The organism is Flavobacterium sp. LM4 (assembly GCF_002017935.1).
Taxonomy (GTDB): domain Bacteria; phylum Bacteroidota; class Bacteroidia; order Flavobacteriales; family Flavobacteriaceae; genus Flavobacterium; species Flavobacterium chungangense.
Genome location: NZ_MUFW01000002.1, coordinates 631,989 through 648,250, shown reverse-complemented (window position 1 = coordinate 648,250; position 16,262 = coordinate 631,989). Strand labels below are relative to the sequence as shown.

12 protein-coding genes are annotated in these 16,262 nt (G+C 32.6%); 11 read left to right on the top strand and 1 reads right to left on the bottom strand.

Annotated features, from left to right (window positions below; all coding sequences use genetic code 11):
• Window positions 1-6 precede the first annotated feature (6 nt).
• The 10 genes from BXU10_RS16620 to BXU10_RS16575 all read left to right on the top strand — a co-directional run bounded on the left by BXU10_RS16620 (window position 7) and on the right by BXU10_RS16575 (window position 11,530).
• Window positions 7-1,692 (top strand): GMC oxidoreductase, encoded by a 1,686-nt coding sequence (locus BXU10_RS16620; protein WP_078228590.1) that lies wholly within the window; start codon window positions 7-9, stop codon window positions 1,690-1,692.
• Window positions 1,689-2,735: a beta-propeller fold lactonase family protein gene (locus BXU10_RS16615; RefSeq protein WP_078228588.1), complete on the top strand. Its 1,047-nt coding sequence runs from the start codon at window positions 1,689-1,691 to the stop codon at window positions 2,733-2,735. Before BXU10_RS16620 ends, BXU10_RS16615 begins: the two co-directional genes overlap by 4 nt.
• A gap of 15 nt (window positions 2,736-2,750) precedes the next feature.
• Complete coding sequence (locus BXU10_RS16610) at window positions 2,751-3,791, top strand: hypothetical protein (RefSeq protein ID WP_223255488.1); 1,041 nt, start codon at window positions 2,751-2,753, stop codon at window positions 3,789-3,791.
• A 35-nt stretch (window positions 3,792-3,826) separates the two neighbouring features.
• Window positions 3,827-4,207: a glycosyltransferase gene (locus BXU10_RS16605; protein ID WP_078228584.1), complete on the top strand. Its 381-nt coding sequence runs from the start codon at window positions 3,827-3,829 to the stop codon at window positions 4,205-4,207.
• Window positions 4,197-4,778 carry a glycosyltransferase family 2 protein gene (locus BXU10_RS16600; RefSeq protein WP_078228582.1) on the top strand — a complete coding sequence of 194 codons (582 nt, stop codon included), beginning with the start codon at window positions 4,197-4,199 and terminating at the stop codon, window positions 4,776-4,778. Before BXU10_RS16605 ends, BXU10_RS16600 begins: the two co-directional genes overlap by 11 nt.
• Window positions 4,779-5,674: 896 nt before the next feature.
• Window positions 5,675-6,172 (top strand): hypothetical protein, encoded by a 498-nt coding sequence (locus BXU10_RS16595; protein WP_078228580.1) that lies wholly within the window; start codon window positions 5,675-5,677, stop codon window positions 6,170-6,172.
• Between the two features lie 83 nt (window positions 6,173-6,255).
• Complete coding sequence (locus BXU10_RS16590) at window positions 6,256-7,995, top strand: ATP-binding protein (RefSeq protein ID WP_078228578.1); 1,740 nt, start codon at window positions 6,256-6,258, stop codon at window positions 7,993-7,995.
• The gene (locus BXU10_RS16585) at window positions 7,982-8,728 is read left to right on the top strand and encodes a LytTR family DNA-binding domain-containing protein (protein ID WP_078228576.1); all 747 of its coding nucleotides are present in this window, start codon (window positions 7,982-7,984) and stop codon (window positions 8,726-8,728) included. Before BXU10_RS16590 ends, BXU10_RS16585 begins: the two co-directional genes overlap by 14 nt.
• A 217-nt stretch (window positions 8,729-8,945) precedes the next feature.
• Window positions 8,946-10,274 carry a beta-1,3-glucanase family protein gene (locus BXU10_RS16580; RefSeq protein WP_078228575.1) on the top strand — a complete coding sequence of 443 codons (1,329 nt, stop codon included), beginning with the start codon at window positions 8,946-8,948 and terminating at the stop codon, window positions 10,272-10,274.
• A 431-nt stretch (window positions 10,275-10,705) separates the two neighbouring features.
• Window positions 10,706-11,530 carry a hypothetical protein gene (locus BXU10_RS16575; RefSeq protein ID WP_078228573.1) on the top strand — a complete coding sequence of 275 codons (825 nt, stop codon included), beginning with the start codon at window positions 10,706-10,708 and terminating at the stop codon, window positions 11,528-11,530.
• A 1,103-nt stretch (window positions 11,531-12,633) separates the two neighbouring features.
• Here the strand turns inward: BXU10_RS16575 and BXU10_RS16565 are convergent.
• A protein-coding gene (locus BXU10_RS16565; RefSeq protein ID WP_223255388.1) for an IS3 family transposase occupies window positions 12,634-13,808 on the bottom strand; the annotation gives its coding sequence in 2 pieces (ribosomal slippage) (window positions 12,634-13,553 and window positions 13,553-13,808; 1,176 coding nt in all).
• Between the two features lie 464 nt (window positions 13,809-14,272).
• Here BXU10_RS16565 and BXU10_RS16555 point away from each other — a divergent pair.
• Complete coding sequence (locus BXU10_RS16555) at window positions 14,273-16,261, top strand: fibronectin type III domain-containing protein (protein WP_123922038.1); 1,989 nt, start codon at window positions 14,273-14,275, stop codon at window positions 16,259-16,261.
• The last annotated feature ends 1 nt before the right edge of the window (window position 16,262 follow it).

Here is a 16,262-nt window from a genome sequence, read left to right as displayed (position 1 = left end):
TATAGTATGAAAAACCAAACAGAAACAAATACTTTTGATGCCATCGTTGTAGGATCTGGTATAAGCGGCGGATGGGCAGCAAAAGAACTCACAGAAGGAGGATTAAAAACACTAGTATTAGAAAGAGGTCGTAATGTTGAACATGTAAAAGATTATCCAACTGCCTTTTTAAATCCTTGGGACTTTAAAAATAGATTTCATCTAACTACTAAAGAACTGGAAGAAAGACCAATTCAAAGTAGTCATTGCAATGCAACAGACAAGCATTTTTATGTAAATGATAGAGAGCATCCTTATATTCAAATGAATCCTTTTAAATGGATAAGAGGCTATCAAGTTGGCGGTCGTTCATTGACTTGGGGACGCCAGAGCTATCGTTTATCAGATCTTGATTTTGAAGCAAATAAAAAAGATGGAAATGGTGTGGATTGGCCAATTCGATATCAGGATTTAGCAGAATGGTACGATTATGTAGAGGATTATATAGGAGTTAGCGGAAGTAAAGACGCACTCCCACACCTTCCAGACGGCACTTTTTTAAAGCCCATACCGATGAATGCCATTGAGCAGCATTTAAAAGAAAAAACAAAGGAACATTTTTCAGATCGAATGGTTATAAATGGCAGAGTTGCTAATTTAACCGAACCTAAAAAAGGTAGAGGTCCTTGTATGTATAGAAATTTATGCAGCAGAGGATGTCCTTTTGCGGCCTATTTTAGTAGTAATTCATCAACATTATTAGATGCGCAAGAAACAGGGAATTTAACGCTTCGAGAAAACGCTATAGTAAAAGAAGTTATTTATGATGAAAAAACAAAGAAAGCGGTAGGTGTTATTATAATTGATGCTATAACCAAAGAAAAAATAACCTACTATGCGAAAATAATTTTTTTAAATGCCTCCGCAATTGCAACAGCGTCCATTTTATTGAACTCTGTTTCCAAAACGTTTCCTAACGGATTAGGTAATTCTAGCCTGCAGGTAGGACACAACTTAATGGATCATGTGGTAAACGAAGGAACGTACGGCACTTTTGACGGATTACTAGATAAGTATTATGAAGGTAGATCACCAGGAACAATCTACATCCCAAGATTCCAAAATTTGAATTTGCAAACAAAAAACACTGATTTCGTTCGCGGTTATGGAATTCAAGGCAAAGGCGAAAGAGAAAATTGGGAATCCAAACCCACTTCAGGTATTGGTGCATCATTAAAAGCACAATTACAAACTCCAGGGAAATGGACCATCTCGTTGGGCGGACGCGGTGAAGTATTGCCTAACTACGAAAACAAAATTACTTTAGATCCTCAAAATCTAGATCAATGGGGATTACCACTGGTAAAAGTACATTTTGAATATAGTTCTAATGAGTTAGCGATGATGGAACACATGACTAAATCGAGCGAGGAAATCTTAACAAAAGCAGGCTTTACCAACGTAGGCAGTTACAGAACAAGCCCTCCTCCAGGATCAGCAGTACACGAAATGGGAACCGCAAGAATGGGGAACGACCCAAAAACTTCAGTTTTAAACAAAAACAATCAAATGCACGATGTACAAAATGTATTTATCACCGATGGGAGCTGTATGACTTCCTCTGCCTGTCAAAACCCATCCTTAACCTATATGGCAATTACAGCTAGAGCGTGTCAATTTGCCATAAAACTATTCAAATCAAATCAGTTATGAAAAAAATAAAATACATAGTGCTCGTTATTGCTTTGCTGTTTGTTATCACCTCAATTACATCATATCTAGTAAAACGTCCTTCCTACACGATCCAAACCAGAGGAAAGCTCTATGTGTTCAGCAAATTAAGTAGTGATTATAAAGTTATTGATTTAAAAAACGGAAAAGAAGTAGTTGAAAATCCTATTGAAATTGAACCACATGAAGCCGTTGCAGTAACCAGCCAAAACAGAATTGTGGTTACTAATTATGGTAATCCTGACACCCCTGGAAATTGCATAACAGTGATCAATACAAAAACAAATAAGATCGAAAAAATCATAAGTCTTAAGGGCAGTCTAAGACCCCATGGAATTGTTTCTTTTCCAAATTCAACTAAAGTTGGAGTCCTTACAGATTTAGGAAATGATTTATCCATTGTTAACATTGAAACGGGTAGTGTAGAAAAAAAAATACCTACACAACAAGAGTTTAGTCATCTTCTTGTACTTCATCCTTTTAAATCATTTGCTTATGTAACTAATATAAAATCAGGGTCGGTTAGTGTTATTGACCTTGACTTGAATAAGGTAATACAAGTTATTCCTTGCGGTTTAGGAACAGAGGGGATTGATATTACACCCGATGGGTCAGAACTTTGGGTTACTAATAATAAAGACAATACGGTCTCTATAATTAACACTTCGACTTACAAAGTTATACATACTTTAACTACGGGTAAAGAACCTTTACGACTTAAATTCTCCATAGATGGAAAATATTGTCTGGTAGCAAATTCAAGCGGAGGAACAATTTCAGTTTTTGAGCAGCAATCTAAAAAACAAATCAAAACGATAATTATTAGAGGCAAAAATAATATCATAGAACGATTACTTTACCACACACCGCGTCCGGTTGGAATACTAATGCACCCCGATGGCTTATTTGCTTTTGTTTCAAACTCAAATGCTAACGAAGTTGAAGTAATTGACATGAAAACCTTCGAGATTGTTAGTACAATTGGCACAGGGAAAATTCCAGATGGATTGACTTTTATAAATTAATTTCATGCTATAGTTATGAAGCGCTTAAAATATATTGTACTATCGTTTGTCATTCTTTTTGCTATAATAAAGCTAGGGCTTTTCATTTTTAGATTACCCTCCTATACGATAAAAACCACTGGGAAATTATACATTGTAAGCAAGGTCAGCGAGGATGTTCAGGTAGTTGATTTGTTTACTGGAAAAGAAATAGAAGAAATTCCTATTGACATATTATCTCACGAAGCGGTAACCACAGCAGATCAAAAAAGAGTCGTACTAACTAATTATGGGGCTAGCGATGGCAACATTATTAAAGTCATAAATACAAAAACGAATGTAGTAGAAAAAACGATAGATTTAAAGGGAAATATAAGAGTAAATGGTATTGTAGCTTTTCCAGAAGCGAATAAAGTTGGAGTTATTGATTTTATTAGTAATACCTTATTAATAGTCAACATTGACACGGACAATATTGAAAAACAAATACCCACAAAACAAGAAAAGAGTCATCTCGTAGTGCTTCATCCCAAAAAACCAATTGCTTATGTAACTAATATCGATTCAGGTTCCGTGAGTGTTATTGACCTAAACCTAAACAAAGTTGTTGCAATTATTGCTTGCGGATTAGGGAGAAAAGGCATTGCGATAACCCCTGATGGATTAGAATTATGGGTGACCCACAATAAAGAAAACACCATTACAGTCATAAACACTTCTTCGTATAAAGTTATAGCCACTTTAAGTACAGGGAAAGATCCATTAAAGCTAAATTTTTCCATAGACGGAAAGTATTGTTTGGTTGCCAATGCGATTGACGGTGATATATATGTGTACAGCCAACAATCAAAAAAGAAAATTAAAACTATTGTCCTTCATGGTAAAACAACACTTTTAGAAAAGTTATTGTACCACACACCGCGTCCTGTTAATATTGTAATGCACCCAAACGGTTTGTATGCTTTTGTAGCAAATTCTAATGCTAATAAAATTGAAGTAATTGACATGAAAACTTTTACGGTTGTTAGCACCATAGTAACAGGAAAAGTACCGGATGCTATGGCATTTGTTGAATAAAAGAATAGTAATATTATTTAATTTATTGACAATTTATTTTTGTAGATCCACCAACTAATTTTAACCCAGATTCCGCATTAGACTTCGTAACGAAGCTAAATTATTCAATAAAAGCATCTGATGACGGAACACCAAATTTATTAAATGGGTATCCTAATACAACGGTTTATCATTTAGACGAAAGAAATGGAAAAATTGGGGCTATGAATCGGGGTATGGAATTTGTAAAAACACCAATTGTAATATTTAGTGATGCCAATACCAATCTGGGGAAAGAATCAGTTAGACGCATTTTTAATTTGTTTAGTAATGCTACTGTTAGGTGTGTTTCTGGAGAGAAACGCATTGTTAATAAAGAAAGTGATGTAGCTTCCGGAGCAGGCGAAGGAATCTTTGGAAATATGAATCGGCATTAAAAAATGGGATGCCGAATTATATTCTGTTGTTGGAGCTGCAGGAGAACTTTTTGCAATTAGAACACAATTATATCGTCATGTTGAAAAAGACACGCTGCTTGACGACTTCATCATATCATTACGAGTGGCTCAAGAAGGATATACCATCCAATATGATCCAGAGGCATATGCAATTGAAACAGCTTCAGCGAGTGTAAAAGAAGAGTTTAAACGTAAAATTAGAATCTCTGCCGGCGGTATTCAGTCTATTGTAAGATTACATTCCTTATTGAATATTTTTAAATGTGGAACACTCTCATTTCAATACATTTCTCATCGCGTTTTACGTTGGAGTCTAACACCTTTGTGTCTTATTCTCCTAATCCCTGTTTTATCTATTTTATCATTTAATGAAGGTATCATATCCTTTGAATTTTATTCTATATTATTTTGGATGCAGCTTTTTTTCTATGCAGCTGCTTTGTTAGGCTGGTTTTTAGAAAACAGAGAGACAAGGATTAAAATTCTGTTTGTTCCTTATTATTTTTTCATTATGAATTTATGTGAGATTTTAGGATTTTTCAGGTATTAAAAAAAATTACAATCAGTAAACTGGGAAAGGGCTAAACGGGCTAGTTAATTCATGCCATTTAATATATTCATTAGTCTAATTTACACATAAAAATAACTAAATCCACAGAGTTTTTCTATAAAAGTTTCTGCAATCTGATTTAATTCGAATTTAAGGTCATCCATTTTTGTGGAAGATTTGAAGAGATTGTCTTACTATATATAGCATTATCAACTGGTTTTGAATGTTCTGCTGGGATTGAATGGAAAATGTATTTAGTTTTGAGATGATTTTACAATGCAATTATGATTGATAATGTTTGATTTATTTGCTTAAAGTAAAAGGAGACAACCTTAACTTTTTGTGGCAAAAAAGGTATGATGTTCATGCTCATATCTTTGTTCGTCTCATTTAAATTTTACTTCGTTCCAAAAAAAGACCACTTCGTACCAATTTACTCAATAAAAGTTATCCTTTTAATTTTCTTTGTACAGTATTAAATTAATGCTTTTAAGCCAGATCAATTCGATTTGTTCCTGCGAAAGAAAAAAAATATTAGGGGACTCCGGTATTTTAAAATAGCCTACGTTCTTAAAAATTTGATTGTTAAAGTAAATTAATCAAATCTGACAAACAAAATGAAAAGTACTACCCAGGATTCGTATTTAGTTTTGGCGTTTGTATTTATGAATGTCAAACGCTATCAGGCGGCGAACGAGATCAACGGATCGGTTTTTTTATCCTATTGACAAGTGGTCTGTACTACAAATACAGGTTCAACGAAACTATTGATCAAGAAGTAGAATAAACAATAAGTAAGCAATTATATATTGTATTAGAACTATAAAACAGGCTCTTGTTAAAACGGAATCTTATTTTTTAATTTAATAGGAATTTTAATCTAAAAACAAATAATTATGAGTACAACAAATCAACAAGGTAGTTCTTGCGGGCCAATAGAAAAACCGGCCGGTTTTGAAATAGGAGTTCTAGCAAATGGCTTGGGATATCGAATAAATTTTCCTAACCCCAGACATAAAAAACCGCTACCTCCGATTGCGCAAGTAACAATAAATGAAAAACACGAGATGGAGATCAGTATTGTCGTATTTATTAGTCAAAACGCAAAAGTCACAGCTGATAAATTGACGGTCATACAGGATTTTAGTTATACTAACGATGGAACACCGTATGCTAATTTTTATGTATGCTATGATGTAGCTCCTGAACCATGTTCAACATTCGATGTTTTTCAATTGAGTTTTACAGCAAATCCTAATTGTTTTACTCCCAATAGTAAATGTAATTTACCAATACCTAATCTTTTAGAATTAAAGGAAATTGTTTGTTTTTTATGGGATGAAGATCCAACTGGTTCCAGAGGAACGGTAACTACAGTGCAAACTGGTGTATAACAATCAGGTAAGTAAATATAAAACAGAGGCTCAATTAGCCTCTGTTTTTTTATTTTGACTAAATTGCTAACAAAAATTAGCAAATGAAAGATGTTTCTAAAATAGTACTCTTTGTTTTTTTACTTTTTCCTCAATTGTTTTTTTCCCAACAAAATCATAGTGCTTTTGAAAGAGAAATAATAGCGAAAAGCAAAAAAATCATTGGTGCATCTAATTTTAATAAAGCACAATATTTCTTTTTGCAAAAAGAATGGGATTCCACTTTAGTTTACTCGATGAAACAGTTGAGTATCGGCCAAAGTAAGGAGATTAAAGATTTTTGCCATTTTTTTAGAGGATTTAGTTTTAAAGAGAAAAAAATTTTTAGCGAAAGCAAAAAGGAATTTGCTTCCATTTCTAAAGATTTTGAATTCTTTAATCACAGTAAAATGTTTCTCGGCGAAATAGTTTTGGAAGAAAAAAAATTCAACGAGGCTATTAATTACTTTCAGGAAATTGAAAAACTCCCCGATGATGCGCTTTTGGGGATAAAAAAAAGTAGTGTAAAACACAATCTGGGGCTGTGTTATTTGCATTTAAAAGAGTTTAAAAAAGCTGAACATTATTTACTGGAGAGTATAAAATTAGAAGAAAAACAAAATGATTCTTCAATATTGGTAGGCTCTTATGGAGATATTGCCACATTATACTATGACCAATACAAAGATAATCTGGCCATTCCTTATTTTGAGAAAGCGTATCATCTCTCCAAAAAAGTAAAAAATTACCAATTAAAGCAAAATGCAGCACTCAATATGGCTGTAGTAGAAAAAAACCGTAACCATTTTGCAAAAGCATTAATATACAGAGAAGAATATGATCAATGGAAAGATTCTTTGAACAATCAAAATAAAATATGGGAAGTTGCAGAGCTAGAGAAACAATTTGCAATAAAACAAAAACAAAAAGAAGTAGGTTTGCTTCAAGCCGAAAATAGAATTAAAATAGCCGAAAGAAATGGGTTCTTCTACTCATCCATTGTCCTGTTATTACTATTAGGAACGGCTGTTTATTTTTACAGGGAAAAAATAAAAACCAACAAAATCATCTTAACCCAGAAAGAGGCACTTGATGAATTGAATGATACTAAAGATACCTTGTTTTCTATAGTAAGTCATGATTTACGTTCCTCTGTCAATGCTATGAAAACCAGTAATACTAAATTACGGGAAAATTTAGCTACTAAAAATCTGGACGAACTGGATTCTCTTTTACATCAAAACAGTGCTATTGCAAATGGTACTTATAACTTATTGGATAATTTATTGCACTGGGCTCTGCTCCAGACAAAACAATCTTTCTTTGAGGTAACTTCCATGCGTTTGTATTTTATTGTAGAGCTGATGGCTTATAATTATCTCCCTTTAATATCTGAAAAAAATCTTGTTTTTGAAAATTTAGTTTCTAAGAAAGATATTGTTTTTGCCGATCAGGAATCTTTAAAAATAATACTGCGTAATTTTTTAGACAATGCGATTAAATTTTCAAAGGAGAATGGGATATTAAAAATTTATACTCAAAATACTAATGAGGACTATTGCGAGTTGATTATTGAAGATAATGGGATAGGCATGAGCGAAAACACACGAACATCTCTTTTGAAAGAAACCACATTAATGTCTAAAAAAGAGAATGCAGAAATAATTGGTACTGGTTTGGGAATGCAGTTGTGTAAATCAATGATCCAAAAAAATAACGGGAAACTGGATATAGAAAGCGAATTAGGAAAAGGAACAAAAATCATCGTATCTTTGGCTAAAAAGTACCACAATGGACAATATTAATGTATTAATTATTGAGGACAAACCATCAGAAAGTGATGCTCTAATAAAAGGATTACAAGCCAATAACTATACAATTGCAGGGCTGGCTACAAATCATAAAGATGCTTTATCCCTGTTTTATAACAATAAGGTTGACATAGTCATAATTGATATTTTTTTGAATGGTTTGCCCGATGGTCTTGCTTTTGCGGAAAGTATCAATGCCGATCCCAATGCTTCAAAGCCTTTTGTTTTTTTAACGAGTTCTACAGACAGAAAAATATTTGAACGTGCAAAATTGACAAAGCCGTTTAGTTATTTGATGAAACCATTTAATGAGCTTGAACTTTTATATGCTCTTGAGTTGGCTTTCGAAAAATTCTATGCCCAGGATGATGTTTTTTTGAGCGAAGAAGAAAATACAGTAATTAGCAAAGAATATTTATTTGTTAAAAAAGGTAAATTACTAAAAAAGGTCGATATCAGTGATATTATCTATATTGAAGTCGAAGAAAAATATTGTAATATTATAACAGAAAAAGAAAAATTTGTTATCCTTATATCATTAACCAAAATCTTAGAATTGTTTGACAGTACTGTTTTTTGCAGGACACATAGAAATTTTATAGTTAACACTAAAAAAATAACAGAGATTATTCCCTCAGATAATTTGATTATACTACAAGGAAACCATAGAGTGATACTAAGTGATAAATACAAAGATATCATTAACAAGACCTATATTTTGAAATAATCGATTTGTTCTGCTTTGTTCCAAAAAGACATCCATTCGACTGGTTTATTTTTTTTGCATTACGGTAAAACATCAGAAAATAATTTTTAGGACTGATTTTCTATTCTTATTCAAAAAAATCACGGTTTCGTTCCTTTTTTTTAAATCCGGATAATTTGCCATACTACCTTTATTGGACTAAAATTATAAATAGTTCATAAACTAAAAAAACAATAGTATGGCAACATTAAAAGTAATTTTCAAGAATAACAGCGGCTTATCTGATAAACTTGTATCAATAGGTTTTGTTTCCGGAAGTGATACAGCTCTATTTAGCATACACTACCCAGATCCAAATCAGTTACAACCTTTAGAACTCGAAATACAACCGTTAAATAAAGAAGCAGGAAAAGGGAACTGGTATTCTTTAACTGATTTGGGTGCAGGAGTGTCCATTCAAAATTTTAGTGGCAGGATTTATATATCGTATGGTCAGACATGGTCTGTTCTGAATGCGGGTTATGAGCCTGCCCAAAATATTACCGACCCAAATTTTTTTCTTCGCTATGATAAAATGGAATTAACGTTTAATGGAAATCCGACTGATGTAGCCGATTTAACCAGTATTGACTATTGGAGTATTCCCATGCAGCTAGAGACTTTTTTGCATAAGGCAATTGTACAAACAGATAATGGCATTAAAACAGGTAAAACTTCTCAAATGATTTATACACAATTAAGTGCTATTACAGCTACACCACAGTCTGGTTTAAGCAATGCTTTGCCTGCTCTTGTCCCTGGCAGTTTTGAACAGTTGCCAACGCAACCGGGAACTGGTTTTGCACGTGTTATTGGGCCTTCTTCTTATCCGCCAATTGGTGGTGTTCCAGTTACGCCTTATGATCTTTTTGAAGACTATCTTAACTCACTGATTCAAAATTTTGGACCCAATACGATGGTTGGAAAAGTGATACCCGGATTAGGAAATGGAATTATAGCCACAATTGCAGGTCAGTTTAATGGTGTTGGGCCAAATGTACCAACCACCGGGCCTCAAAGTGCCCAAGCTTATAATTTAACCGCTACAATTGACAATACAGGTGATATTACTTTAACCGGGACTATAGGCAGTGTAGTTGGGACAACAACTATCGTTTATAAAAAAAATGATTTAATCAATCCAAGTGGTATTTATGGTGCCAATGCCTCTTTTTCAATTAATGGAGGAACTTCACAAAATCCTGCAAACGACGTTTATGGGTGGATAACCGGAGATTTATTAGCAGGATTTAATATTGGAGCTATTGGTTCTGAAACAATAATTGGCAAAACAAAAGTGGGAGCGATGTCAAGTACTGATTGGTTTTCCATACCCAGTGCTTCACTATTTAGTGCTTTGCAAAATAACCCTTTGCACTACAACCAATATGCTGCTGTTTTACAAAAACTTTCTGATGCTTATAATTTTGCTTATTCAGATCGTTTTTCACCTGTATTGGTTTCAGTGAATCCTGCTGTTGCAGATACATTGCAAATTTCATTGCTTAATGTTACAGAAGACAATTAATTAATACATTTTTCTTTAATCCAACGAGGCTGTCCGAAAAGTATGGACAGCCTCTTTTTTATACTAAAATATTTGGATTCCTAATTGGAGACGAATTTTATTTGTGCAATTCTCAGAGGCTAGTTTCGACTTTTCGGACAGCCTCATTTTGTATATTATAATTAACAGGCGAAACCTATTTTGTTTTGTAAAAATATTGACAAAAAATTCTTGTTCCATAGTTTCGCCTTCTTATGGATGAAAAACTCATACTTATGGGATTTTTTTAATTTAAACTATTATACCACAATACTTTTACTAAAGAAATTAAAAAGCTAGCTAGTTTTATTTTTACTCATTTATTTAAAAGTGGAGTTCAGAAACCACTATAAAAACGGGGTGAAATCCGAAAAGCCTTATGAGTAGGAACTACTAAATAAATCATAGAAATTATGGAATCAAATAATCAAGTTCAGACAATAATGATGCTAACGCAAGGGGAAAATCCAGGGTATACTGTGACTGAATACTTAGAAAATCAAATCAATTCAAACAACGGGAAATTTACAATGAGTTTTTGTAACCTACCGTCAGACTTAAAACCTACAAAACTTGAGTTTCGTTTTATAAATGGAATTCCGAAAGACAACATTATAATGAATTTCAGTCAAGGTTGTCCTAATCCTGATTGGATTGTTACCGAATACATTACAAATCAAATCAATGCTAACAATGGCGATTTTGTAATGACTTTTTCCTTAAATGCTCCAGCAGACATTCAACTAAATAGTTTAGACTTTCAATTTGAAAACAATCAAAGTACAGCAAATGATTCGGTATTTCAATTGTCCGCTTTAAGTCAAAATGATCCAGGAGTAGCAGATGGCAACAAACTTTTTTGCAATGTAACCAGTATTACTGGCGGTACATTAAGAAGTGGTTCATTCCCTATTAACAGAGCAGTAGCTTTACCTATACCTCCCGGACAAAATGGTTCAGGACCAACACCAACTTGGTTTATTGTTCCAGATAATACAATTCAAGAGACTGCTTTCAATATAGAAGTATCTTGCCCAACAGATTCAAATTATCCTACAAAAAATATCCAAGTCAAAGCATCTGACGTTCTAAAATGGGCAGCTGTACCTTATGATGAAAGAGATAATCAAATTTATCAGGAAGGAGAATATGGTATTTTTGGTTTTGCGCAAGAAGGCCCTAATGGATTAATTTATACCATTACAGCTGGGGTTTTAAACCCACAATTACAAGGATAATAATTCATTTAAAAAAAGATTATTATTATTATTATTAAAAAGAAGCCATGAAAGTTTTCGTGGCTTCTTTTTATAAATTGGTAATGTATCAGATGGGTTAGAGGTTAATTATTCAATCTAAACATTTTTACAGATAATCAGAAATTTATAGTAATGTAGTGTGAAAATTTAAGAGTCTGTCTCAAAAGGGAGGCAGCTTTTTTTGGTACAAAAAAAGGAAAGCTTTCACTTTCCTAAATCTTACAATTTGATTAAATTGTGTTATGTGTATAGCTTCAAAAGTAGTCTCTGAAAATTACATTTCTAACCACATACCTGTGGTTTTGAGAATACAAATTTTGGAGATAATAAATACAATATATATGCGATTCAGTTTGATACCGAATTAAAGATGATTGAAAGCCAGATATACTCCAATGCCAAAAAAAATATCTAACCATAAAAGACATATCGATAAGGTAGTAGAAAAAGTCTCGAAAATCAGTAAATACTGGAGAGAGGGAGATACTAAGAGTAAAATCAGGATTCAAAACTTGGTATTTCCTGAGGGGCTGTCAATTAGGACTGAAAACAGGCTATATATAACCAATAAAGAAACCTTGTTTTTAGGTTAGTCTCAACATTTACAAGGCTTTAGGGAAGTAGTAAAAAACAAAAAACCCATCAAAAAATTGATGGGTTATTCTCTGTAGCCCTAACGGGACAATTCTCGAACCATTTCATCAATGATTTAAAAAAGATAAATGTTTATCTACATTAATTTTTAAATGAAACTCAATGAATATTTATTTTACTATGAAATGTGAATTAAATTAATCAGTAAAATTAGCAACTATTACTATGTTTACTTTATTCTGATAACTCCCGTTCGAGAAAATTAATTACATGGTCAAATTCATATATTTTGATTTCCCTGTCATCAAATTCATCTTTATTCAGATAAGATATGATACTTATGTGTGATTTGGAGACGATTTTAATGAGATAGAATGATTTTTATAATTAAATATAAGTACTTTAATTAGATTTTTACAATGTTTCTACACTCAAAGGACTTATCGATATATGTATTATGGATATGCAAACAAAAAGTAGAGAAAAAGTTAAGCTACATTTTTGTAATTAGTTAATTTATTAAATTCTTCAATAGTTTTATAGTTCAAAGCAGAGTGCCTTCTTTTTTTATTGTACCAAATTTCGATGTATTCAAAAATTTCAAGTTCCATTTGTTCTTTAGTAATTAGTTTATTCCCATAAATTAATTCTGTTTTTAGTGATTTGAAAAAACTTTCTGCAACAGCATTATCCCAGCAATCTCCTTTACGGCTCATACTTCTAGTGACAGTTTTAAAAGAGTCAAGCATATTAGTAAAGCTTTTATTAGCATATTGAATTCCTCTGTCGGAGTGGAATATTAATTCATTTGTAATTTTTCGATTTTTAAGTGCCATTTTCCAAGCTGTTAATGTAGTTTGTTTAGTACTCAAACCATTGCTTAGACTCCAGCCAATTATTTTTCTGTCGAACAAATCCAAAATAATTGTGAGATACAAAAATCCGTCCTTTGTTTGAATATATGTTATATCTGAAACCCAAGCTTTAGATGGTTCCTTCACCGTAAATTCTCTTTTTAAGATATTTGGAACAACAAAATGATTATGTTTTGAATTGGTTGTTACTTTAAATTTTTTACTCAATTTACTGTACAAACCTAATTGCTTCATGTATTTAGCGACTGTTATTCTAGATATTTGATATCCTATATTTTGAAGTTCTAAAGTAATTCTTGGACTTCCATATCGCTGTTTGGTATTAAAATATATTGAAGTTATTGCTTCTTTTATTAAAATCACTCGTTTTTGCCTTTCTGAAACAATCTGTTTTTTCCATTTATAGTAACTGCTGTTGCTTACTGCTAAAACTTTGCACATCTTTTCAATCGAATATATTTTTTCATGGTCTTTTATGAAAAGATAAATCATCGACCTCCCTTGGAAAAGATGCTTATTGCCTTTTTTAAGATATCACGTTCTAATTCTGCTTCTTTTAATTTTTTTTCAAGTTCATGAATTTTTTCTTGTTCGGGACTTAGTTTTAAATTGCCTTTTCCAGGAAAACTTCCCGTTCCAAATTCTTGATAATCTTGGCGCCATTTATAAAGCAAAGCAGCTGTAATACCAAGTTCCTTGGCAAGTAGAGAGATATTATCTCTTTCATAACTTAATTGGACTGCTTTCTCTTTGAAAATGCGGTCGTAATTTTTACGATTTTCTTTCATGGTCTAAAGTTAAGATTTTGTCCTTAACTAGAACTCCACGCTAAGTTAGCACATCCATTCTTTATATAGAGGCTATGTATGTTGTCGATTAAAAGCAGCTTAACTTTCAGTATATTAAATATTACAATATTAAAGATAAGAAATAAACAATTGTTGTAGCAATTAACGACGCAGAAATTAATCACATAATATTTTACTGAATTATAAATTGTCAGTAAGAAAATGTAAACTCCTTGGTATAAAATGTTTTAAATTAAAAAGGATTTGTCTAGTATGTTAAAATTTGAAAGTATTTTAATAAATAAATATTAACAATTTATAGTTGTTAGTTCATGTAAAGTATTATTTTTACACCTTTTTAACACGGAAATAAGTACACAATTTAAATGCCGAAAATTAGACTCTTTTTTATACTTTTTTTATTTATTTCATTAGGATTTTCACAAACTAAACAGGCTAAAGTCATGGTTAACGCCAGAGCCCAGAAAGACAAAATTTTGATCCGTTGGGCTGTTAATTCCCCAGCTGAATGGCAAAAAGCAAATAAAAAAGGATTTGTTATTACCAGAAGTACAGTGTTTAGGGATGGCAAAATTCTGCCAAAACCTGAAAAAATTCTTCTTACTCCAAAACCATTACTTCCAGAGCCGCTGGATTTCTGGCTTGATTTAGTACAAAAAGACAATAATGCAGCAATCATAGCGCAATCTATTTATGGAGAAAGTTTTGAGATCACTTCCGCTAAGGAAGGTGATCTTTCAAAAATAGTAAACATGGCTGATGAACTGGACCAGCGCTACACCTTTGCTTTATATGCAGCCGATATGAGTTTTACAGGTGCAGTAAAAGCGGGTTGGGGTTTTGTCGACACCAATGTAAAAGCGAATGAAGTCTATGCTTATCAGGTAAGTGTTTTTGAAAGTCCAAAAGTTAAAGAATCATCTTATATGATTGGTTTAAAAGACTATAGTATACTTCCGGCTCCAACTGATTTTATTGCAGTTCCCGACGATAAGAAAGTATTACTTTCATGGGATTATGAAACCTTCAAAAGGATTTATACTTCTTATATGGTAGAAAAATCTTCTGACGGAATCAATTTTAGTCCCATAGCAACTACGCCTTTAGTAAACTTAAATGATAAAGACGAGCATCCGTCTAAAACGATGTATTATATTGATACACTTAGTGTAAACGATAAAATTTATCAATATCGATTATACGGTATAACTTCATTTGGAGAAAAAGGAGAAATAACAAAACCAATTACAGCAACAGGAATGGCTGCTATAGTTACTGCGGCAAGGCTGACAGATTATAATATCATTAACTCAAATGAAGTTAATCTTGAATGGGAATACCCTGCAGCATCAGAAGGTTTTATTCAGGGGTATGAAATTAATTTAGCAGATAACGACCAGGGTCCCTATAAAGTTGTTTCTAAAATTATTCCACCATCCGAGAGAAAACTCAATTACAAGGAAAATTTATATCCCTCTAATTATTTCACCATATCTGTTGTTGGTAAAAACAATCAACGATTGACATCTCAAAGTATGTTAGTCCAGCCCGTAGATTCTATACCACCGGCAAAACCAATAGGGCTTGAAGGTGTAATTGATAGTCTTGGTGTCGTAAAATTAAAATGGAAACCCAACCAGGAAAAAGATTTGCGAGGATACCGAATTTTAAAAGCCAATAACGTTGATGAAGAGTTTGTAGATATTTATCATCAATCTTATGTTGGTAATGACTATAAAGACAGTGTGAGCCTGAAGATGACTAATAGCAAAGTCTACTATAGAATTGCTGCAGAAGATATGCGATTTAATATTTCTGACCCATCTGATGTTTTAGTTTTGGATAAACCGGATAAGATTCCGCCAGCAGCACCCATATTCAAAGATTACGATAATAAAGATGGCAAAGTACATCTAAAATGGATACGAAGTTATAGTGAAGATGTAGCAGGATATAGCCTAAGAAGGAGAGAAAAAGGACAAGAAAAGTGGCTGGAAATTAAGCAAATTAATGATACTATCCAGGAATTTACAGATGACAGGGTCGAGAACAAGAAAACATATCAGTATGCTATTTTGGCAAAGGATAAAAGTAATCTTTGGTCATCCTTAGATCATTCTGTCATAACAGTACAGGTTTTAGATTTTACACCAGTTAAAATAATTACATTTTTACAAGGAGTACCGGACAGGGAAAACAAAAAAATAATCCTGACGTGGAGCTATACTAAAAACAAAGGTAAAATTAAGGGCTTGAGTATTTATAAAAATGTAAAGGGATTGCCTCCAACATTGTGGAGAGAATTAAATGGTGATGTTTTTACTTTAGAAGACAAGAATTTAAAGATAAATATGGAATACGAGTATCACTTGATTCCCGATCTGGATAGTAATAGCCCTGCAAAAGAAGAAGTTTTAACCGTTGTTTATTGAG